26 protein-coding genes and 2 tRNA genes are annotated in these 22,703 nt (G+C 28.8%); 12 read left to right on the forward strand and 16 right to left on the reverse strand.

Annotated features, from left to right (window positions below; all coding sequences use genetic code 11):
* Window positions 1–81 precede the first annotated feature (81 nt).
* Window positions 82–933: a bifunctional methylenetetrahydrofolate dehydrogenase/methenyltetrahydrofolate cyclohydrolase FolD gene (gene folD / locus CKCE_RS01595; protein ID WP_015238581.1), complete on the forward strand. Its 852-nt coding sequence runs from the start codon at window positions 82–84 to the stop codon at window positions 931–933.
* 103 nt (window positions 934–1,036) lie between these two features.
* Here the strand turns inward: folD and CKCE_RS01600 are convergent, their stop codons facing one another.
* From CKCE_RS01600 to rpmI, 8 genes are all read right to left on the reverse strand, one after another.
* Window positions 1,037–1,249: a hypothetical protein gene (locus tag CKCE_RS01600; protein ID WP_015238582.1), complete on the reverse strand. Its 213-nt coding sequence runs from the start codon at window positions 1,247–1,249 to the stop codon at window positions 1,037–1,039.
* Window positions 1,250–1,336: 87 nt separating this feature from the next.
* Window positions 1,337–1,413: transfer RNA gene (locus CKCE_RS01605), tRNA-Pro, on the reverse strand.
* Window positions 1,414–1,438: 25 nt separating this feature from the next.
* Window positions 1,439–1,816: a MerR family transcriptional regulator gene (locus tag CKCE_RS01610; RefSeq protein ID WP_015238583.1), complete on the reverse strand. Its 378-nt coding sequence runs from the start codon at window positions 1,814–1,816 to the stop codon at window positions 1,439–1,441.
* Window positions 1,817–1,887: 71 nt separating this feature from the next.
* A complete protein-coding gene (locus CKCE_RS01615) occupies window positions 1,888–2,181 on the reverse strand; it encodes an integration host factor subunit alpha (RefSeq protein ID WP_015238584.1) in 294 nt (97 codons plus the stop codon).
* A 23-nt stretch (window positions 2,182–2,204) separates the two neighbouring features.
* Complete coding sequence (gene pheT, locus CKCE_RS01620) at window positions 2,205–4,625, reverse strand: phenylalanine--tRNA ligase subunit beta (RefSeq protein WP_015238585.1); 2,421 nt, start codon at window positions 4,623–4,625, stop codon at window positions 2,205–2,207.
* 15 nt (window positions 4,626–4,640) lie between these two features.
* Window positions 4,641–5,663, reverse strand: coding sequence for a phenylalanine--tRNA ligase subunit alpha (gene pheS, locus CKCE_RS01625; protein WP_015238586.1), 1,023 nt, complete (start codon window positions 5,661–5,663; stop codon window positions 4,641–4,643).
* 63 nt (window positions 5,664–5,726) lie between these two features.
* The gene (gene rplT / locus CKCE_RS01630) at window positions 5,727–6,080 is read right to left on the reverse strand and encodes a 50S ribosomal protein L20 (protein ID WP_015238587.1); all 354 of its coding nucleotides are present in this window, start codon (window positions 6,078–6,080) and stop codon (window positions 5,727–5,729) included.
* Window positions 6,081–6,104: 24 nt separating this feature from the next.
* Entirely contained in the window at window positions 6,105–6,302 is a 198-nt protein-coding gene (gene rpmI, locus CKCE_RS01635; protein WP_015389085.1) for a 50S ribosomal protein L35, read from the reverse strand.
* Between the two features lie 511 nt (window positions 6,303–6,813).
* Here rpmI and CKCE_RS01640 point away from each other — a divergent pair.
* Complete coding sequence (locus CKCE_RS01640) at window positions 6,814–7,062, forward strand: cold-shock protein (RefSeq protein ID WP_015238588.1); 249 nt, start codon at window positions 6,814–6,816, stop codon at window positions 7,060–7,062.
* Between the two features lie 147 nt (window positions 7,063–7,209).
* Here CKCE_RS01640 and CKCE_RS01645 read toward each other — a convergent pair whose 3' ends face one another.
* Window positions 7,210–7,791, reverse strand: coding sequence for a superoxide dismutase (locus CKCE_RS01645; RefSeq protein ID WP_015238589.1), 582 nt, complete (start codon window positions 7,789–7,791; stop codon window positions 7,210–7,212).
* A gap of 49 nt (window positions 7,792–7,840) precedes the next feature.
* Window positions 7,841–9,184 carry an exodeoxyribonuclease VII large subunit gene (xseA, locus tag CKCE_RS01650; protein ID WP_015238590.1) on the reverse strand — a complete coding sequence of 448 codons (1,344 nt, stop codon included), beginning with the start codon at window positions 9,182–9,184 and terminating at the stop codon, window positions 7,841–7,843.
* Between the two features lie 366 nt (window positions 9,185–9,550).
* Here xseA and lpxK point away from each other — a divergent pair, with 366 nt between their 5' ends.
* The 7 genes from lpxK to CKCE_RS01685 all read left to right on the forward strand — a co-directional run bounded on the left by lpxK (window position 9,551) and on the right by CKCE_RS01685 (window position 15,163).
* Window positions 9,551–10,561, forward strand: coding sequence for a tetraacyldisaccharide 4'-kinase (lpxK, locus tag CKCE_RS01655; RefSeq protein ID WP_015389084.1), 1,011 nt, complete (start codon window positions 9,551–9,553; stop codon window positions 10,559–10,561).
* Window positions 10,562–10,898: 337 nt separating this feature from the next.
* Window positions 10,899–11,318 carry a hypothetical protein gene (locus CKCE_RS01660; protein WP_015238592.1) on the forward strand — a complete coding sequence of 140 codons (420 nt, stop codon included), beginning with the start codon at window positions 10,899–10,901 and terminating at the stop codon, window positions 11,316–11,318.
* Between the two features lie 82 nt (window positions 11,319–11,400).
* Window positions 11,401–12,072: an adenylate kinase gene (adk, locus tag CKCE_RS01665; protein WP_015238593.1), complete on the forward strand. Its 672-nt coding sequence runs from the start codon at window positions 11,401–11,403 to the stop codon at window positions 12,070–12,072.
* A 136-nt stretch (window positions 12,073–12,208) separates the two neighbouring features.
* Entirely contained in the window at window positions 12,209–13,786 is a 1,578-nt protein-coding gene (murJ, locus tag CKCE_RS01670) for a murein biosynthesis integral membrane protein MurJ (RefSeq protein ID WP_015238594.1), read from the forward strand.
* Window positions 13,787–13,903: 117 nt separating this feature from the next.
* Window positions 13,904–14,164, forward strand: a complete 261-nt coding sequence (rpsT, locus tag CKCE_RS01675; RefSeq protein WP_015238595.1) for a 30S ribosomal protein S20 — start codon at window positions 13,904–13,906, stop codon at window positions 14,162–14,164.
* Between the two features lie 122 nt (window positions 14,165–14,286).
* Window positions 14,287–15,069, forward strand: coding sequence for an exodeoxyribonuclease III (xth, locus tag CKCE_RS01680; protein ID WP_015238596.1), 783 nt, complete (start codon window positions 14,287–14,289; stop codon window positions 15,067–15,069).
* A gap of 18 nt (window positions 15,070–15,087) precedes the next feature.
* Window positions 15,088–15,163: transfer RNA gene (locus tag CKCE_RS01685), tRNA-Ala, on the forward strand.
* A gap of 7 nt (window positions 15,164–15,170) precedes the next feature.
* Here CKCE_RS01685 and CKCE_RS01690 read toward each other — a convergent pair.
* The gene (locus CKCE_RS01690) at window positions 15,171–16,676 is read right to left on the reverse strand and encodes an AMP nucleosidase (protein ID WP_015238597.1); all 1,506 of its coding nucleotides are present in this window, start codon (window positions 16,674–16,676) and stop codon (window positions 15,171–15,173) included.
* Between the two features lie 213 nt (window positions 16,677–16,889).
* Here CKCE_RS01690 and gmk point away from each other — a divergent pair, with 213 nt between their 5' ends.
* The 3 genes from gmk to pyrF all read left to right on the forward strand — a co-directional run bounded on the left by gmk (window position 16,890) and on the right by pyrF (window position 19,016).
* On the forward strand, window positions 16,890–17,513 hold the full coding sequence (gene gmk / locus CKCE_RS01695; protein ID WP_015238598.1) for a guanylate kinase: 624 nt from the start codon (window positions 16,890–16,892) through the stop codon (window positions 17,511–17,513).
* Between the two features lie 50 nt (window positions 17,514–17,563).
* Entirely contained in the window at window positions 17,564–17,767 is a 204-nt protein-coding gene (rpoZ, locus tag CKCE_RS01700) for a DNA-directed RNA polymerase subunit omega (RefSeq protein WP_015389083.1), read from the forward strand.
* A gap of 421 nt (window positions 17,768–18,188) precedes the next feature.
* Window positions 18,189–19,016 carry an orotidine-5'-phosphate decarboxylase gene (gene pyrF / locus CKCE_RS01705; protein WP_015238599.1) on the forward strand — a complete coding sequence of 276 codons (828 nt, stop codon included), beginning with the start codon at window positions 18,189–18,191 and terminating at the stop codon, window positions 19,014–19,016.
* 5 nt (window positions 19,017–19,021) lie between these two features.
* On the opposite strand, the gene CKCE_RS01710 is transcribed toward pyrF, so the two are convergent.
* Genes CKCE_RS01710 through ribB form a run of 5 tightly spaced genes read right to left on the reverse strand, consistent with a single transcriptional unit; the run spans window position 19,022 to window position 22,647 of the window.
* Window positions 19,022–19,519, reverse strand: coding sequence for a phosphatidylglycerophosphatase A family protein (locus tag CKCE_RS01710; protein ID WP_015238600.1), 498 nt, complete (start codon window positions 19,517–19,519; stop codon window positions 19,022–19,024).
* Window positions 19,520–19,548: 29 nt separating this feature from the next.
* Window positions 19,549–20,505, reverse strand: coding sequence for a thiamine-phosphate kinase (gene thiL / locus CKCE_RS01715; protein ID WP_015238601.1), 957 nt, complete (start codon window positions 20,503–20,505; stop codon window positions 19,549–19,551).
* A gap of 41 nt (window positions 20,506–20,546) precedes the next feature.
* Window positions 20,547–20,981, reverse strand: a complete 435-nt coding sequence (nusB, locus tag CKCE_RS01720) for a transcription antitermination factor NusB (RefSeq protein WP_015238602.1) — start codon at window positions 20,979–20,981, stop codon at window positions 20,547–20,549.
* 47 nt (window positions 20,982–21,028) lie between these two features.
* Window positions 21,029–21,490 carry a 6,7-dimethyl-8-ribityllumazine synthase gene (ribH, locus tag CKCE_RS01725; RefSeq protein WP_015238603.1) on the reverse strand — a complete coding sequence of 154 codons (462 nt, stop codon included), beginning with the start codon at window positions 21,488–21,490 and terminating at the stop codon, window positions 21,029–21,031.
* Window positions 21,491–21,516: 26 nt separating this feature from the next.
* Window positions 21,517–22,647, reverse strand: a complete 1,131-nt coding sequence (gene ribB, locus CKCE_RS01730; RefSeq protein ID WP_015238604.1) for a 3,4-dihydroxy-2-butanone-4-phosphate synthase — start codon at window positions 22,645–22,647, stop codon at window positions 21,517–21,519.
* Window positions 22,648–22,703 lie beyond the last annotated feature (56 nt).

Here is a 22,703-nt window from a genome sequence, read left to right on the forward strand (position 1 = left end):
AAAATACATATCTAACATGATATAAAAAATTATTGTTATCGATTGAAATATTTAAATAATTTTTTAATACAGGCTTAATAAATGAATACAAAGATTATAGATGGACTCAAACTATCAAAAGAAATACGTTCTAATTTAAAAATTAGAGTAGATAATCTGTGTTCAAAAAACATAGTTCCTGGATTAGCTGTAATACTTGTTGGAGATAATTCAGCATCTCAGGTATATGTAAGAAATAAAATTAAAGCATGTGAAAATACTGGCATTCTGTCTATTGAAAAAAAATATCCTGAAAACGTAAATGAAACAGAGCTTTTAAAAACAATTGAAGAATTGAATAAAAATAGCAAAATTCATGGTATTTTAGTTCAGTTACCTCTACCTTCACACATAAACACCTACAAAGTTATCAAAACTATAGATCCTAAAAAAGATGTTGATGGATTTCATGTAATAAATGCAGGTTTATTAATGATAGGTAAACCTATGTTTTTACCATGTACCCCTTATGGAATAATGAAACTATTAGAATCAGAAAAAATAAACATAAAAGGTTCAGAAACAGTAGTTATAGGAGCTAGCAATATAGTAGGAAAACCAATTGCCATGATGTTATTACAAAAAGGTGCAACTGTAACAATATGTAATTCCAAAACCAAAGATTTATCATCACATACAAAAAAAGCAGACATCCTTATAGTAGCTACAGGCAAACCTAATATAGTAGAAGGATCTATGATCAAAACAGGTGCTATATTAATAGATGTGGGTATTAATAGAAATGAAAACAATAAAATTTGCGGTGATATAAATTTTGATTCAACGATAGGAATTGCAAGTGCTATTACTCCAGTTCCTGGTGGAGTAGGACCTATGACAATCGCTATGCTATTAACAAATACTGTAGAGGCTGCAGAAAAAACAATAGTTTGATAATAAAAGCTAATTAAATGTAAAAAACCAGATCAATAAAAATTGTAATTTATTGATCTGTAAAATTAAATACTTCAATACAAAACCTGCCTATAAAATGAATCTATGGGAATATATTTTCATCTATCCATTTTTTTGCAAAAATCTCTGCTAAATTTCTTGCCTCAAATAAAGAAGCACAGTCTCCAAGATAAGAAAAAACATTATCAACTTCCGTGCCGCCTTCAGAAGTCACTGTTAGAAAAACACCGTAACCACCAGTATCAATTGCAGCTGTAGATACATCTACTAAAATCTCTTGATCACAAAACTGCATAGAAAGTTACCCCATTAATAAATTTCAATTGAATGTTTTTATAAAAACTATACATTTTATTTATTGAAAATATAAAAAATAATACTATGGTCGGGACGGTGGGATTCGAACTCACGACCACTTGCACCCCATGCAAGCACGCTACCAGGCTGCGCTACACCCCGAATTAATAAATAAATTCATAACAAATTAACAATTATCAATTACCACAAGAAAAGAATTTATAATTTCTTCTATTTCATTGTTTAATTTATTAATATCTTTTCCAGTAAACTGTACAACGTTATTTGAAGAAAAATGTTTGAAATCTTTCATACCATTTAAGATACTATGTACACCATTAATAGTGAATCCTTTCTCATATATTAAAGAATATATTTTTCTTAGAACTAATACTTCATGATGTTTATAATATCTCCTATTTATGAACTTAAACCCAAATCTATTTCTCAGAAATTCCCTTTCCCAGTATCTAATAACATGAGGTTTTACATTACACAATCTAGATACTTCATCTATGTCAAAAATTTTTTTGCAAGGTATCGAATGAGGTAAATTTTCAGACATAATATGTTAATCCTAAAAATATGACATTAGCATAATAAATTAAATAAAATTGCTTATAAATATTTATATATTTATATATTTATATTCCTTTTTAATATTTTACTTGGACGAAATGTTACAACTCTACGAGCAGAAATAACAGTAGGAATTCCAGTTTTGGGATTTCTACCTGGTCTTTGTTCTTTATCTAGCAAACTAAAATTACCAAAACCAGACAATTTAACCTCTTTACCATTAGCTAACGAACTACGAATTTCTTCGAAAAAAGAGTCTACAATATTTTTAGAGATTGACCTATTTAAACCAACTCTTTCGAAAACTAAATCAATTAACTCTGATTTAGTAAATGTATTAGAATTACTCATTATACTAATCCACAACAAATAATTTAAATACGATGACGAGCACCGATTGATTTTACAAGACATTCTATAATTGCATTGATACAAACATTGACCCTATCATCATCTAAAGTTACATCGTCTTGAAACCAAAATCTCATTGCTATACTTTTTTCTTCAACAATATCATTAACTTTCTCATTAGACCAAACATCAAATAATTTAAAGTCCTTTACGATAAATAATCTTTCATCTAATTTAATAAAATTATTAATTTTTTCTTTAACAATTTGAAATTGTATATTTTTATCAATCCACAAAGAAATATCTCTGACAACCATTGGTTGTTTTGATAAAAATTGCGCTTCAGGTATTTTTACAACTAATAAAGCGTCTAATTCCAATTCGAATACGATAGGAGCATAAGGTAATTCCGCATCTAAAACTAACATAGGATTTAATTCACCAATCCATCCAATTTCACGACCATAGATACTTATACATGCGCTGCGAGATGGATGTAAAGCTTTATGATACTTAGATTCAAAAACAAGATCTGAATATCTATTACCAAATAAAGCTTCAATATCGCCCTTCACATCATAAAAATCTACTAAACGTGACTTTTCAGACCACTGGTCTTCTAAAAGATTACCATAGGCTATAGCAGATAATAAAACAGGCTGATTAACTCCTGCAACATTCTCATTATCATTATCAATACTACTATCTTTAAAAAAAACACGTGCAATCTCAAATAGTCTAACTCTAGAAAATTGTCTATTGATATTATAAGAAACATTTTTAACTAAGCTTGAAATAATACTAGATCTCATAATAGAGAGATTAGCAGAAATTGGATTTTCTAGTTTTATAGAGTCTATATTACTACAATATTTTTCTTCCCATTCAGAATGAATAAAACTATAATTAATTACTTCTTGATAGTCTCTGGACGCCATCATTTTTCTAATATCATGTTTATCTAAGATGGATTCAGGAAACATCAACATGTTTGACTGTGTTACTGGAGGAATAGATGGAATATTCTCATAACCATATAGCCTAGCAACCTCCTCTATTAAATCTTCTTCTATTTTTAAATCAAAACGATAACTTGGTGGAATGACATAAAAAGAGTCACTCTTTTCTTCAAATTTCATTTTCAGTTTATTAAAAATAGCACGAACATCTTCATGTTCTATTTTTACACCCAAAACTTTTATACATCTAGAAAGACGCATACATATTGCATTAGTTTCAGGTAAATCTACAATGATATCTTCAATTGGTCCTGCACTACCACTGCAAATATTTATAATCAAGCTAGTTATATAATTTAAACATTCTTTCGTTGAATTATAGTCAACTCCTCTCTCATAACGATAAGCAGCTTCTGAATTCAATTTCAATTTTCTAGATAAACCAGCCACAGCAACTGGTTTCCAAAACGCTGACTCTATATATATATTTTTAGTTTCTTCTGTGACTGAAGAAACTTTAGAACCCATAATTCCAGCTAATCCTAATATGCCTTCATTATCACTTACAACACCTATATGATCACCCAATTTAACTAAATTACCATTTAACAAGGTTACCTGTTCACCTTTTTTTGACCATCTGATTTGTAAAGTTCCAGAAATTTTATCTAAATCATAGATATGAGAAGGAATACCAAGTTCTAGCATTACATAATTAGATATATCTACCAAGACAGAAACACAATTTAATCCTGATTTAATTAAACGATCTCTTATCCAAAGTGGAGTCTCCACATTAACATTGAGATTACGTATTACTCTCCCAGAATAACGACCGCATAAATCATTAGCAATGATATTAGGTCTTAAAATATCTTTAATAGCAGGAGAAATATAATCATATTTCGGAAAAGAAATAGAATTATTGGTTAAAGCAGCAACTTCTCGAGCAACACCTAGTATAGATAAGCAGTCAGCTCTATTAGGTGTCAATTTAATATTAAAAATATTTTCTCCTAAATTAAATTTGCTATATATATCATCACCTAATCTTGAATTACATTCAATTTCTTCTTTTAAACTGTCTAATAATGTTAAATCTTCAAATAAACAAATTTCACCAAAACATATACCTTTGCCGAATAAATTTAATTTTTTATAATCAAAATTAATAGGAACCGTTCCTTTATTAGCAACTATAGCCTTAGAACCAGGTTTAATATTTTTTATTCCTATACAATAGGCCCAACTATTAGAATCAATACAATTAATACCATCATTTATTAAATAAATAGATACTCCACTGGAATCATCATAGTAAATTAAATCCAAAACCTCTATCACCAGCATTTTGTATTGTAAGGGTTCAATAAAAGGATATAATTCTTCGACTTCTAATCCAGACATAGTAAGCTTATCAGAAAGCTCCTCTGAAGTAATTTGAGGATCAATCATAGAAAATAGCCAAGATTCAGGAAATTGCATTATAAATAACCAACTTTAATTTCTAATTTGATTTAAAAAACGCAAATCATTTTCATAAAAATGACGTAAGTCAGTAATACCATATCTCAACATAGTCAAACGTTCTAATCCAGAACCAAAAGCAAAACCCATATAATATTCTGGATTCAAACCAAAATTTCTAATTACATTAGGATGAATCTGACCAGCACCCGATATTTCCAACCATTTGCCCTTATTTGATCCACTTGTAAACATCATATCTATTTCTGCAGATGGTTCTGTAAATGGAAAAAAAGATGGTCTAAACCGTAGTAAAAGATTTTCAGTTTCAAAAAAGCATTTTAAAAACTCTGTATAAATCCCTTTCAAATCAGCAAATGAAACATCCTTAGAAACCCATAAACCTTCAACTTGATGAAACATAGGTGAATGTGTTGCATCGCTATCTATTCTATATGTTTTGCCAGGAGCTATAACTTTAATAGGAGGTTTATTAGTGCTAGCATAACGAACCTGCATAGGACTTGTATGCGTCCTTAACAAAAGAGGCAATCCATTCTGATCTTTTAGATTCAGATAAAAAGTGTCTTGCATAGAACGAGCAGGATGATCAATCGGACTGTTCAACGCAGTAAAATTATTCCAATCTGTTTCTATTTCTGGTCCATCTATAACATCGAACCCTATAGAACGAAAAATCTTCTCTATTCTTTCTTGAGTTCTCATAATTGGATGTATATTTCCAAATGATTTACCCCTACCAGGTAAGGTAACATCAATTAAGTTAGAGGAAACACTCAAAGAAATATTAACATCCTGCAAATATGATTTTTTATTAGCCAATAAAACTTCTATTTTATTCTTGGCCTCATTTATTAATTTTCCATATTGACGTTTTGTCTCTATATCAAAATCAGAAAACTGCTTAAAAAATTTCGTTAAAACACCATTTTTTCCAATAAAATGTGCCTTTACTCTATCCAGAGAAGCTGAATCTTTTACAGACTCAAATTCCTTTTCTGCATTTTTAACAATGTCATCTAATAAATGAATCATTTATACGTTTAACTAAAAAAAACACGGATACAATCATAAAAAATGCATCCGTGTAAAATATTATTATAAACTTTCTTTAACTTTTTGCACAATACAAGCAAATCCATTCTTATCACGAACTGCCATATCTGCTAAAACCTTACGATCAATCTCAATCATAGCCTTTTTAAGGCCAGCTATAAAAACGCTATAATTTAAATCATATTCATGCACAGCGGCATTAATACGAGTGATCCATAAAGAACGAAAGGTCCTTTTCTTATTCCTACGATCACGATAAGCATACTGACCAGCACGCATAACAGCTTGCTTAGCAATCCTGAAAACATTACCACGACGTCCTAGGTAGCCTTTGGCTGAATTGATAATTTTTTTATGACGAGCATGAGCCGTCACTCCACGTTTTACACGAGGCATAATAATTCTCCATTATTTTTATTATTAAGCATAAGGCATCATTGCTCTTACCGAAGCCATATCAGAACTATGAACTACAGTAGAACCACGCAATTGACGTTTTACTTTGGTATTTTTCTTGGTAAGGATATGCCTTTTAAAGGCATGGGCACGTTTTACAGAGCCATCACTACGAAACCTGAAACGCTTAGAAGCGCCTCTTTTAGTTTTCATTTTAGGCATATAGTTTCCTAAATAATTAATATGTTATTTTAGATGATATATGGTGAATGTTGGAAAACACCAACAAAACTTTTTAACCAATAATCATTTTTTAATTTGCATAATAAAACTGTTTGCAAACTATCTCATATTGTAGTGTTTTTTTTAGCACTTTGTCGACTATTACTTAAGAAAAATGCAATTTAAACACAAATTCATTTGAAAAACGTATGACATCATTATTTATTTTTAAACTACTTTTAAAAGCAAAACTCAAACTAATTACAAATCAGAAGTGTAAATAATAAAATTTATATTGTTATTATTGTTAATGAAACAACAGTTTCTATAAATTTTGTGCTCTAGTAAACACAAATGAACATAAATTCACAAAAGTATTATAAAGCTTACTTGACTAAAGAAAGGAAAGCATAGCATCATTATAAACAGAAGTTGTTCAGTATTCTTATTTAACAATTTTAAAATAATTAATAATTTGCCTGTAAGCATGTGATTTAAAGAGGCAGTATACATGTCTAGTATAAACGAAATGAATAATGATCAAAAAGTGAAATCAACTGGTACAGTAAAATGGTTTAATGATGCTAAGGGATTTGGATTTATAACTCCAGATGATGGAGGCGAAGAAATATTTGCACATTTCTCTTCTATTCAAATGGATGGCTTCAGAACCCTAAAAGAAGGACAAAAAGTTTCATATGAACTCACACAAGGACCAAAAGGAAAACAAGCACTGAATATAACAAAACCACAAATATAATTATGTTTCGCGATATAAATATTGATAATTCTATTAATATAAAGTAAGTTTATTATTAATTAGAATAATATTTATGTTAAGAAAGATAAGATTATTGTAAAGCCCAGTTAATATGAATAACAACTGGGCTTTACAATTTATTACCACTTATAGAGAGAAATTTTGTTCAGCAAATTTCCAATTGATTATTGACCAAAAATTTTCCAAATATTTAACTCTTGCATTTCTATAATCGATATAATATGCATGCTCCCAAACATCACATGTAATCATAGCTTTATCATTACTATTTACAATAGTTCCAGCATTACTAGTATTTAAAATTTCTAGACTTCTATCTGATTTCTTTACTAGCCAAGTCCAACCAGATCCAAAATTACTTGCAGCTTGTTTATTAAATTCTAGTTTAAATGACTCGAAATTACCCCATTTTTGATTAATGGCATCAGCCAAATTTCCTTCTGGTTTTTTTGTGGAATCAGGACAAATACTATTCCAATAAAAATTATGATTCCATACTTGTGCTGCATTATTAAATATAGCACCAGAAGATTTTTTAATTATTTCTTCCAATGACATTTCTTGAAATTCTGTATTCTGAATTAACGAATTGAGATTATTAATATAAGTTTGATGATGTTTTCCATAATGAAATTCTAGTGTCTCCTTTGAAATATAAGGACTCAAAGAATCTATTTTATATGGCAAATCTGGTAAAACATGAATCATTTTAGTTTAAACTCCTATAATATTTTAAAAATAAACAACTGATTCTATGTCAAGAATCTACTAATACGTCTACTTTACCATCAGAAAATTGAATTTCCAATCTTTGCTTATAAACTAAATCTTTAGAGCTTCTTACAAGCTTACCATCATTACTTCTAACAAAAGAATATCCTCGCAATAAAACATTCTCTGGATTTAACAAATGCAATCTAGATTCTAAATGCCCTAAACTATTTTTCTTAAAAAGTAAAATAGACCTATGGATTCTAAATAGCTTATCTGCATATGAATTAATAAAACTTAAGTAATTATCTAAAGCTGGCTTATTATTTAATAAATTATTTTTTAAAATTGTTATTTTTTGAGAATACCTGGATTTTGGTTCCTTAACCATTGATGATAATAATTTAAAAAAATATGAAATTATGTCTTTTTTACGATTTAAGATTATTTCTGGAGAAATTATCCTAAATGAAAGTTTATCAAGATTTTGCTCAAAAATTCTTATAAGGTTTGTCTGAGACTTACTAATACTAGTTTGACACCAATATAATTTATTCTCTAAATCTTTTTTAGCTACACAAGCTAGTTCAGCAGCAGCTGTTGGTGTTGGTGCATGCAAATCTACTACAAAATCAGCAATTGTAAAATCAATATCATGACCAATGCCACTAATAATAGGTATTAAACTCACGCTAATAGCACGTGCTAGGTCCTCATTATTAAAACACCACATGTCCTCTAAACTACCACCACCTCTAACTAAAAGTAAAGTATCAACTTCTAATCTTCTATTTGCAATTTTTAATTGCTCAATAATCTTATGGGAAGAATTTTCCCCTTGTACTGGTGCTGGGTAAATAATTAGTCTGACATAAGGGGCTCTTCTCTTAAAAACTGCAATAACGTCCTTTAAAGCTGCTGCTTTTAATGAAGTAATGATGCCAACCGAATTCGGAATGGTTTTAATACTTTTCTTTCTTTCTTTTGCAAATAGACCTTCAAGAGCTAATCTATTTTTTATCATTAAATATTGCTCATGCAAGTTTCCTGTGCCAGATATGATGATACCAGTCGCTTGCAACTGATAGTCTCCTCTTGGAGTATATAAAGACAATTTAGCATAAACTTGTACTTGATCGCCATTTTTTGGTACAAATAACACCGATGATGAATAACCTTTAAACATTACAACTCTTACTGATGCTTGACTATCTTTTAATGTAAAATACCAATGCCCAGATGAAGCTATAACAAAATTAGATATCTCTCCTTTTACATAAAAAAAAGGCAATTCCTTATCAAAAAAATTACTTATAAATTTATTTAATTCAAAAACACTCCATACTTCATTAAAACTATCTCTTAATTCAAATAATGTATCTTTACTCATATAAGCAACGCCAAAGTTAAAAACTATCCACAGAATTAAAACGCTTGTAAAAATCAGTAATTTACATATCAAACAAACCATAATAACCCATAAGATCAAGACATATGGTAGTAACTCTTTGATTAACCAATGCTTTTGTATAAAGCTGTATAAAAACTATACAATCCACTCTTAGGCTAAGGAAGACAGTATATCTCAGAAGTTACACACACAATTATCCACAATTTCTGTGGATAGATAAAAAATATAATCTTTGATGCTAATGCTATAAAAAAATGAAATAATATATGATATTAATTTTAGTAATGTCTATGTTTTTAGAAAAATGATTAATACAAATTATTTGAGAATTGCCATACAAAATCAATGGAAAAAAAAGGATTCTTTAGTAAGGTTATGTCCCCCCTATCATATATAACCATGTTCTATAATTTTATCAAGGAAAAAACTTATTCATTTGGTATTTTGAATATATATAGACCAAATGTTCCTATAATAATAGTTGGGAACATATATATAGGAGGCACTGGAAAAACACCAGTTGTTATTGCAATAGTAAAAGAATTAAAATCTCTAGGATGGAACCCAGCTGTAATTAGCAGAGGTTATGGAGTAAGAATAAAAAAAGATGTTGTTATACAAGATATAATCAATAACCCAGCAAAAATTGGAGATGAACCTGCTTTAATTAACAAAGAAACCGGAGTAACTGTAGCAGCTCATCCAAATAGAATAAAAGCGGTTAAGGCTTTATTAAAACATGACCCAGAAATTGATGTGATAATATGCGATGATGGATTACAACATAAATCTATAGCTCGAGATTTTGAAATAGTAGTCCAAGATGAAAGAAAACATGGCAATGGGAAACTTTTGCCATCAGGGCCATTGAGAGAATCAATAAATAAATTAAAAGAAGTAGATTTTATTATAAATAATGTAAGCAAACATGATTTCAAAAATAACTCCAGTAATCATGATGATAATGAGTTATATATGTTTTTAGAACCTATTCATGCCCGTAATGTACTAAATAGAAATATTACCATGCCTTTAAAAAAATTTTCCTCAAAAAAATATTTCAAAAAAATAGTCGCTATAGCTGGAATTGGAAATCATGAAAGATTTTTAACAATGTTAGAAGCATATAAAATAAATATAGATAAATATATTAAACTCGACGATCATTTTAATTTTCAAGAATCTACTTTTTCTAATATAATTGCTGACGTTATAATCATAACATCTAAAGATGCTATAAAATGTTTGAATATCAAAGATGATAGATTATGGGAAATACCAGTAATAGCAAAATTTTCAGACTATACTTTTATAAAAAAAATATCTGAATATATATATGATTTTCACCATAAGTAGTATATATAAAATTAAAAGTGATTTTATTAATACATTTGGTTAAATATATTCTAGCCTATATCTCTAACAAATTGTATTATGTTTCAAGATAATTAAAAAATTCTGACCAAGCAATGAATGACATATTACTATAAATTTTAACCTAAAATATTTGTATTTGTAGTAAATAATTATCTCATGATCAGAAAATCAAAAATTATTATGTAAATTTGATTTAATAATTTTTCCGGTTTTACTTGTTAGTAAAAAATACTATTTTAAAAGGTTAAATATTATTGGGATAATGAAGTAATTTTTATAATTCCAACTAAATTTAATTCAAAAATAATTCTAAAAAATGATAGCTGATATAAATTGTTTTTCAATTGCAACAATGGTTACTAGCAAAGTATCCATTATCAAGTATCAAAATTATGATAGTACGAACTATTCAAACAGAATAGCAGCTAATAAAAGAGCATTAAGTTATGGAACAACAAAAAAATCAGATATTTTAATTGATAAAATATCTGATTTTCCTATTTATTTTAGAAAAACAAAATATTATAGTAATGATAATAAATCTAATAATCATAATAAAGACTATAAAATACATACCTACTATGCGTTGTTTTTATATACCTTTCGTGAATTAAAATATCAACAGTTCAAATTAAAAAACTTTTTAGAACAGTTAAGAACTTTAGAAATTGTTATAATATGGAAATTGGCATATTTGATTATTATCAAAAAATTAGAAATATATGGATCACAATGATAAAAATAAAAAAACCTGTACATAATTATTACATTAAAACTTCGATCTCTTTCCAAAAATAATTTTTTAATTAGGAGTACTCATGCGTCTAATATTGCTCGGACCTCCAGGAGCCGGCAAAGGCACCCAGGCCTCATTATTAACTGAGCATTTTAATATACCTCAAATTTCAACTGGCGATATGCTAAGGACAGCTATTAAAAACGGATCTTCTTTAGGTTCTGAGGTTCAAAAAATAATGGATGCTGGTAAGTTAGTTCCTGACGTTATAATACTTAAACTAGTCAGCGACAGATTAGAAAATAATGATTGCCATAATGGATACTTACTTGATGGGTTTCCTAGGAATATTAATCAAGCAAATGCTCTAAAAACAGCTAATATAAATCTCGACTACATTATAGAAATAGATGTGCCAGAAAAAAATATTATAGAAAGAATAAGTGGACGTCGCATACACATGCCTAGTGGTCGTACTTATCATATAACATTCAATCCTCCAAAATTTGAAGGGAAAGATAACATAACAGGAGAAGACCTTATCCAAAGAGAAGATGACCACGAAGAAACCGTACGTAATCGATTAAAAATATATAAAGAACAAACAAAACCATTAGTAGATTATTACTCATCATGGGCAAAAAAAGAACCAGATACAGCACCCAAATATCGGAAAATATTAGGACTAGGATCTGTAGAAGAAATTAAAAATAGAATTTTAGAATCGATATACAACAACAATTGTAATGTATAAAAGCTATATAATATCTATCTTATAAATAGCATGTTTCTTTTAAAAGAAAAATTATTTTTCTTATATAGAAGTCATGATTTTTAATAGTTGATTCATTAGAAATATGAATAATGAATCAACATAACCTCGAAATAATATGATTCTAAAAAGAATTATTCGCTCAATCTTAACTGTAAGTATTTTTACTTTTTTTTCCAAAATTACAGGATTAGCACGTGATGTTCTTATTGCAAAAACCATAGGTGCAAACCACATCAGTGATTCTTTTTGGATTGCATTCCGAGTACCTAATATGTTGAGAAAAATATTCGCAGAGGGTTCTTTTTCTCAAGCTTTTATTCCTATATTAAACAATATACATAATAATGACTGTAGTAATTACCATAAAACAAGATCTTTAATCAACAAAACAGTTATCGTACTTACATTAAGTGTAAGTGTTATAGCTATGATAGGAATATTAACGTCACCACTAATTATCAAAACTATTGCAAGTGGAATATGTAATTCAACTGATAATATAGAACAATTCAAATGTACTGTTAGTATGACAAGAATTATGTTTCCTTATATTGTATTAATATCTCTTACATCATTTGCTTCTAGCATATTAAATACTTGGAAAATATTCTCGATACCAGCTTTTACACCAGCACTACTAAATATATCAATGATATTTTCATGTATATTCCTTTCAAAATATTTACAACAACCTGTATTATCATTATCCATAGGTGTAATATTAGGAGGAATAATTCAACTAATCATTCAATGGATAGCCATAATAAAAATAGGTTTTGCTCCAAAATGGTCAACAAATTTCATGGAATCATGGAATGATAAAGATGTGCAAAAAATAATAAAAAAAATGATTCCAGCTATTATAGGAATGACTATTTCGCAAGTTTCACTTCTTATAAATACAAATATAGCAACATGGTTAAAACATGGAAGTCTTACATGGCTAACATTTGCAGATAGAATAATGGAACTTCCAGTTTCATTGTTAGGTATGGCTTTAAGTACAGTAATGTTACCAGAATTATCAAAAACTTTTGCAACAAAGAATACTATTCAATATAACAAATTATTAAATAATGGTTTAAAACTTGTAATCATATTCGGGATTCCATCTGCAATATGCATGGCAACTTTCCCAACTGGCTTGGTAGCAACATTATTTCATTTTGGTGCATTTAATAACATAGATGTTAATCAAACAAAATATGCTGTTATGGCTTATTCATTAGGTGTTATAGGATTAATGTCATCTAAATTACTATCATCTGCTTTCTATGCTATGCAAGACACAATAACACCAACTAAAATATTTTTATTTGGTTTGGTTATATCGCAAATTGTAAACTTTATAGCTGTTCCAATATATTCTCATATAGGATTGGCACTAGGTATTAGTATGGGAGCATTAACAAATTCTTTACTTATGTTAACAATCCTAATAAAAAGGAATTTTTTTGACTATAAAAATAATAATTGGGGTAAATTTTTATTAAAAATAATACCTGCATCTATAGTTGTTGCAATAATTTTTAATTACTTTGATAATAGAATAGATTGGATTGGCCTACAAACACATTTTATATACAGATTTATTATATTTATTCATATAATATTATTAGCAATGTTATCATATTTAATGGTACTATTCCTGTTTGGCATGAGACCTAATAATTTTACAAAAACACAAACGTAAAATATATAAATCATACTAGACAGCAAAATTAAATAGTTTAAAATGCAATTATCAAGCTGCTTTTTAGCTTCATTAGTTTTTATTTTATAATCAAATATTTTATTGAGTTGGAGTAAGATGGCAAACACAGCACAAGCTCGCAAACGTTCTAGACAGTCAATAGAACGTAATAAACATAATTCTAGCTTACGATCAATGTTTCGTACTGCTATAAAGAGAGTAATTCAAGCTATTAAAAACGCTGACAAGATCTCTGCAGAAGAAACCTTTAAAAAAACTGTTAGTATTATAGACAGGATAGCTGATAAAGGTATTATTCATAAAAATAAAGCTTCTAGACATAAAAGTCGCCTGTCTAGTGCAATAAAAAATATGTAAAAAATAATAAAATTATTTGATATATAAACAAATCTATAAAACAAGTAATATTTTTAGCAATTCCTCGTTTTATAGATTTGTTTTTGAATTTTAAAATTTGTCTACCGTATATATAATATACAATGAATATTGCTACATGGAACGTTAATTCTCTTAAGATAAGATTTAATCAAGTTCTTGATTTCCTAGTAAAAAATAATATAGATATATTGTGCCTACAAGAAACAAAACTCATAGATGATAATTTTCCTCATGAAGAATTTAATAGATTGGGTTATCAATCTTATTGTTATGGTCAAAAAACTTATAATGGAGTAGCAATAATAAGTAAGTATAAAGCAATTGAAGTTTCTTATGGCATTAAAAATTATATAGATGAACAAAAAAGAGTAATATCTATAACTGTAAATGTGAATAATTTTGATTTAAGAATAATTTGTATTTATTGTCCTAATGGGCAATCATTAGAAAGTGATAAATTTAGATATAAAATGGAATGGTTCTATCATTTAAACACATTCATCTATAATGAATTAGAAAATCATAAAAATTTAATACTATTAGGTGATTATAATATTGCACCTAGTGACGATGATGTATATGATACAAATATTTGGCAAAACACAATACTAGTATCTAAAGATGAAAGAACAGCATTTACGAATTTAATTAATCTAGGACTAAATGATTTATTCAATAAATTCGATCAGCCAAAAAAATCATTTACCTGGTGGGACTATAGAAATTATAGTTTTCTCAAAAATAATGGCTTAAGAATTGATCATATACTAGCATCAAATTCTGTTCAATCGGTTTGCGAATCATTTAACATAGACATAGAAATGAGAAAAAAAGAAAGGCCCTCAGATCATGCTCCTGTGTCTATTAGAATAAAAACTATATAGAACAAGTTAATAAAATATGGGGCGGTAGCTCAGTAGGGAGAGCGTCGCGTTCGCAATGCGAAGGCCGGGAGTTCGATCCTCCTCCGCTCCACCAAATAAGATTACTGAAATGCAGTTTCCATAAATGTTCGTAATTTCCTGGAATGAAGCCTTGCAGAAGGCATACTGCGCAAAATTTCCAACGTTTTAATACCAATTTCTAAATGCTTATTAACTTGGGTACGATAAAAAGCAGTAGCCATACCAGGCAATTTTAATTCTCCATGTAATGGTTTGTCGGAAACACATAATAAAGTACCATAAGGCACACGAAATCTGAAACCATTAGCAGCTATTGTACCAGACTCCATATCTAAAGCGATTGCTCGAGATTGAGAAAAACGTTTTACTAATTCTACCTGATCATGTAATTCCCAATTACGATTGTCTATAGTTACAACAGTACCAGTTCTCATAATACGTTTCAATTCCCATCCTTCAAGACCAGATATTTCTTCAACAGCACGCTCCAAAGCAACTTGGACTTCAGCTAATGCAGGAACAGGAACCCAAGTAGGCAAATCTATATCAAGAACATGATCATCTCTTACATAACCATGTGCTAACACGTAGTCACCTAAACGTTGTGAATCTCTTAGACCAGCACAATGTCCTAACATTAACCAAACATGAGGTCTCAAAACAGCAATATGATCAGTTATTGTCTTTGCATTTGATGGCCCTACCCCTATATTAACTAAAGTAATGCCTGAATGATTAGGCCTGACTAAATGATAAGCAGGCATTTGAGGAGTTTTAAATCCATCACTTCTCAAATTATTACAATTATCCTTAGTAATTATATTATTACCTGGCTCAACCAATGCTGTATAACCACCATTTTCTTGTAAAATTAACTTTTTTGCCATATTACAAAACTCATCAACATAAAACTGATAGTTTGTAAATAAAACATAATTTTGGAAAAATTCTGGTGCTGTTGCCGTATAATGTTGTAATCTTTGCAGCGAATAATCTATGCGTTCAGCAGTAAAAGGAGCTAATGGTTTCGGTTCTTTCTCTTTTCCTTTCCAAGTCCCATTAACTATAGAGTCATCTGTAACAGATAAATCTGGCACATCAAAAATATCCCTTAGTAATCTATTGGCACTATCATTTTCTTGAAATTTTGCATTAGTATCTATAAAAGCAAAATGTATTGGTATAGCAGAATTAGACTCACCAATCCAAACAGGAACATTATGATTATTTATAAGCTGACTAATCTGTTCAATCAAATAAGATTTAAAAAGCTTAGGTCTAGTAATAGTAGTTTGATAGAATCCGGGCTCTGCAACATGGCCATACGAAATTCTTGAATCTATGGAATCATGAGTAGACACAGAAATCCTTATAGCCGGATAGAATGCTCTAAATTTATGATTAGCCACCTGATCTTTACAATTTATTTCTTCTATAAAAGATGAACACAAAAAATTCGTGTTCCTTTCATATATCTCTATTAGATAATCAACTGCTTTTTCAGCTTTATCAAAAGAAATAAAAGATAAAGGCTCTGGCGTCTTTATCTTTTGTTTTTCCATTCTTGAAATAAAAGTAGAATCCATGCATCTCACCTCAAATTTTAATTTTGTTATTAATATCAATAGTCATAAAAATAATGACATATTGATAAATATTTAACTTTAACAACTACACCTTACCTCATATAAAAATCAAATCATGCAAAAAAGAAAATTTATTTTTATTCATTGAAAACTATAATAATCATATAATAAATTATAAATTCAATTTTAATAAGATTTTTCAAAGAAAATAATATGAATTATGGTAATTTATTTATAATAATAGCTCCTAGTGGAGTTGGCAAATCTAGTCTAATAAAAGCTTTAACTAATTTACATAAAGATATATCTGTATCTATATCATATACAACTAGAAAACCTCGTCCAACTGAAAAAAATGGTTTTGACTATCATTTTATAGAAATAGATGAATTTCAAAAAATGCATAATGATAAAGTTTTTTTAGAATCAGCTAATGTACATGGTAATTTCTATGGAACATCTAAAGACTTTATCAACCATCAAATTAGCAAAGGAAAAGATATAATAGTAGAAATAGATTGGCAAGGAGCAAAGCAAATAAAATTACAATATCCAGAAGCAACTAGCATATTTATATTACCACCATCTATTGAAGAAATGAGAAAAAGATTAATAAAAAGAGCACAAGATGATTTAATAACTATTACTAGGAGAATAAATGCTGCAACCACAGAAATTAAATATGCAAAAACATGTGAATATATTATTGTAAACAATGACTTTGATAAAGCACTAAGTGATTTAATTCATATTATTAATGCAACAAAATTAAAATTTCAGGTGCAAGCTAGCAAAAATGTAGAACTTTTTACTAGATTAGGAGTTACAACTGAATAGATAAATGATAGGATTAAGTAGTCTGTAACCTTTATGATATTGAAAATAAAATGGCCCGTATAACAGTAGAAGATTGTTTAAAAAATATTAATAACCGATTTGATCTAACTTTAGCAGCAGCATATCGAGCAAGAGAATTATCTCAAGGTCATATGCCTAAAGTTGAATCAAATAATAAACCTACAGTATTAGCTTTACGTGAAATCAGCAAAGGATTATCAGGGGTAGAAATGCTCCTTAAAGTACCTAGTTAGGTTTTCGTTATAGTTCCTAACATTACAAAAATGATGTGTTGATATTAAAAAAATCAGCACATTATTCAAAATCTAATAATCTAAATAATATGCAATCAGTTTCAATTATTAAAAAATAATCTAAATAAAATTTAAATTAAAACCTATTGCTAATATTAATTATGGTGTATAACAAATACATAGTTTATGCATAAAATGAATAAATAGTGATGATATTAAATCCATCACTTATGCTAAGTTATATAAAAATATTCAATGTACTGCAAAATTTCAATTTAGATAATATTATTACAAATAAATAGATATAATTACGCAAATTCTAGTGCAGTTCTAAACATTTTGGCTATACAGTTTAGAAATAGACAGCTAAAATACCAAAAATTGAATATTAAAATTAATATATAGGTATTATAAAAGAAAAATGAATTTTATAGAAAAAATTGAAAAGTCATGGGAAAAAAGCAATTCTTTATTGCAAATAGGACTAGATCCTAACCCTAAAAATTTTCCCTATGAATTAAAAGATAAAAAAAATTCTATTTTAAAATTCTGTATTGAAATAGTAGACGCAACTGCGCAATATGCATGCAGTTTCAAACCTCAAATTGCATATTTTTCTGCATTGCGTGCTGAAGAACAATTAGAGGAATTATGTTCCTATATAAAAAATAAATATCCATTTCTACCAATTGTTTTAGATGCTAAAAGAGGGGATATTGGAACTACAGCTGAACAATATGCAATCGAAGCTTTCGAAAGATATAATGCAGATGCAGTAACAATTAATCCATTTCTAGGACTAGACTCTATATTGCCATACATGGAGTGGAAAGATCGTGGCATAATAATATTATGTAAAACATCAAATCCTGGTGGATCAGATTTACAATTTTTAGAATTAAAAAATGGAATGATGTTATATGAATATATTGCTGAAATAGTATCAACAAAATGGAATACAAATAATCAATTTGGTTTAGTTGTTGGAGCTACATATCCCAAAGAATTATCTATAGTTCGTAAAATAGTAGGAGAAAGGATGCCCATACTAATACCGGGCATAGGATTTCAGGGAGGTGATATTAAAAATACTGTTCTATCTGGCATAAACAAAATAAATAGAGGTGTTATGATAAATTCATCTAGATCAATATTATACTCATCTAAAGATGATAATTGGAGAGAAGCAGCATCAGACTCAGCAAAATCATTAAAAAATTTAATAAACAATTTTTTAAACCATAATTAATAAAATTACATAATTTTATTAATTAATAAAACCACAGCTATAGTATAAATAGCAGCCATTAAATCATCTAACATAACACCAAATCCACTCTTAAATACTCTATCTACGTATTTAATAGGTGGTGGTTTTATTATATCAAAAAACCTAAATATAATGAATGATAATAACTCAATAAGAAAAGATCCTTTTAAAACCCATAAAATAAATACAAATGAAACAATTTCATCAAAAACTATTCCAACATGATCATTTGTATTTAATTCAATTTCCATAGATTGGCAAACCCAACAACCATAAAAAAATCCAATAACTAATAGGCAGCCCATAGTTAAGTTATCAAAATACCTCAAAAAACTAAACCATAACAACCAAGCCATTAACGTTCCCCAAGTACCTGAACCTGGTCTTATTAATCCGCTGCCAAAACCAAAAGCAAAAAATCTACTATGATTTTTGCAAATCCAAGAAAAACTTGGAAAACTAGCATTATAACGATCTTGCATTAATTATATCTCTTATAAAATATACTTTTTTAAAAATGATTAAAGCCATTGATATCATATAATATAGATCTATCATGGGGGGAAATTTTTATAGATTTACCACTAACCATCTTACCTACCATATGCAGTACAATACCAGTGTCATTAGATATTTTTCTAATAGCATTATGATTACTTTTTGATGCAGTAAAACATAATTCATACACATCCCCACCATTCAAAATAGCTTTTTTAATATCTTCTTGCGACACTTTTCCTTCTAAATATTTATCAAATGGAATTTCATCATAATATATATTAGCCCCTAAATTGCTAGACCTAGTAATATGACTCAAATCTTGTAAAAAACCATCTGAAATATCAATAGCAGAATTAGCTATTCCCAATAAACAACGACCAAGATGTATCCGCGGATTAGGCCAATCCAAAGCACGTATAGTTCTTCTTAATAAAGATTTACTACCCATAATTTGCTTCGTTATAATGCGATATGCAATATCAGCACTGCCTAAATTTCCAGAAATCCAAATTTCATCATTTAATTTGGCTCCATTTCTACGAATAGCTTGTGATACTGGCACTGCCCCAAAAACTGTTATACTTATCGATATTCCAGAGGAACTTTTTACAGTATCACCACCTAATAATGGACAGGCAACTTCATTAGATAATTTAAAAAAACCTTTTGAAAATTTTGATAACCATCGATGATCCACTGTTGGAATCGCAATACCAAGCAAACATCCAATAGGCTGTGCCCCCATTGCAGCTAAATCTGATAAATTAACTGCCAAAGACTTATGACCCAACGACACAGGATCAACATTAGAGAAAAAATGCTTACCTTCTATTAATAAATCCTTACTAACAGCAACTTCATTTCCATGAGGAACTGTAAATAAAGCACAGTCATCACCAACCCCTAACATACTTTTTTGTACTACAGATTTGGAGAAATACTTTCTAATAATGTCGAACTCTGACATATTCACTTAAAGAAATAATAAATTATAAAAACTAAAGCTAATTAATTAGCACGAATACTATTAGCCATTTTATCTAATACACCATTGATAAATTTAAAACCATCGGTCCCACCAAAAGATTTAGCTAGCTCTACAGACTCATTAATTATAACTCTATAAGGAATCTCCATATGTTCAATTAATTCAAAACTTCCTATTAGCAGAATAGCATGTTCAATTGGAGAAATAGATCTTAGTGGTCTATCTAAATATGGTGTGAAATTACTTCTTAAATTTTCACAATTTTGCAAAATACCTGAAATGAGTATTTTACACCAATCTTTATCTATATCTCTAAAATTATTTATCTCAAAGAAATTATAGAGAACATCATTAAAAGCATCTTCTTGATTAGATCCTGTAATTATCCATGAATAAATATATTGCAAAGCAAATTCTCTTGCTTTTCTTCTTGCTGTTGTTTTATTTTTTTTCATATATAAGCCGTGTAATATATTTTACTAAGATAAATGATATTAACAAATCAAGATTTAAGCATTTGAATTAAATTAGCCATTTCTACAGCTGCATCGGCACAATCTCGTCCTTTTTCAGACGCTCTAACATTGGCTTGCTCGTAACTATCAACTGTTAAAACACCATTAGCTATTGGTACACCAGATTGTATAGATAGTTTTGTAATAGCAGAAGCCATTTCATTACTAACTATGTCAAAATGAAAAGTTTCACCTCGAATAACAGCACCAAGAGCTATTAAAGCATCAACTTCACGATTTTCAATAAGATGCAACATAGCTACACCTATTTCTAAAGCTCCAGGAACTGTCATTAAAACTATGTCTGATTCCGAGACACCTAAAGAAAATAATTCTTCTAAACAGTAATCTAATTCTATCTGCCCTATTTCATCATTAAACCTAGATACAACTATACCAATACTAAGACCTTTACCATCTAGATTCGGATTAATACTATTAATATCCATAATAATTTTCTTATAAAAATAAAACTCTATATAAACTCATATCCCGAAACTGAAAGACCAAAATCAAACTTATTAGGGGAATTTTTCTCTTTTATTAATCTAATACTACTAATACCTATATTACAAAGTATCTGTGATATAACTCCATGTGTAGCCAAATTATATTTCGAATTATCTAGAAATGGTTTGGTTTTATTAAATTCATTAATACTTCTTAAAACATCATCACAAGAAATATGGCTGTTTATTAATAACAATACTCCAGAAGAAGATTGCACAATTCTCTCTAAAGCCTTATTAATTGTCAATAGACCAAAATTATCATCTACTCTCATTACATCTAAGATAGAAGACGGTGTTTGTATACTGACCAAAGTATCTTTATACAACTCAATATTACCATGTACTAAAGCAATATGAATTGAAGAATTTATAACATCACGATAACAAAATGCTTTAAGATCGCCATACATTGTACTTATTATAAAACTACTATACATATCAATTAAAGTTTCTTTTTCACTTCTGTATTGTATTAAACTAGAAATTGTACCTATTTTTAAATTAAACTCCTTAGAAAACTCTAACAGATCTGGTAATCTAGCCATTGAACCATCTTTATTTATGATTTCACAAATTACAGCAGCAGGATTAAGACCAGCCATTCTTGTTAAATCACACCCTGCTTCAGTATGCCCTGCCCTGGATAAAACTCCGCCTTTAACAGATCTGACTGGAAATATATGGCCAGGTTGCACCAAATCTTCTGGTGTAACATTATTATCTGTAGCTACTTTTATAGTATGTGCTCTATCAGAAGCAGAAATACCTGTACCTATACCTTTTGCCGCTTCTATTGATTGTGTAAAATTAGTACCATAACGAGAACTATTATTTTCTGTCATCATACTTAGACCTAACTTTTGACAATGATCCTCTGTTAAAGTTAGACATACCAACCCACGGGCATGTGTTATCATAAAATTGATACTCTCAGAAGATACAAAATCCGCAGCTATTAATAAATCACCCTCATTCTCTCTATCTTCTTCGTCAATTAATATAATCATACGACCAGATTTTAGTTCATCGATAATATCATCAACAGATGATATAACACCATATTTTTGTATATTTGCAATGGAGGAATTAGACATATAATAGATTGTTAATAATAGTGTTAGTTTTTTACGGGTTTGATTTTTAAAATTTA

The organism is Candidatus Kinetoplastibacterium crithidii (ex Angomonas deanei ATCC 30255), assembly GCF_000319225.1.
Lineage (GTDB): Bacteria > Pseudomonadota > Gammaproteobacteria > Burkholderiales > Burkholderiaceae_B > Kinetoplastidibacterium > Kinetoplastidibacterium crithidii_B.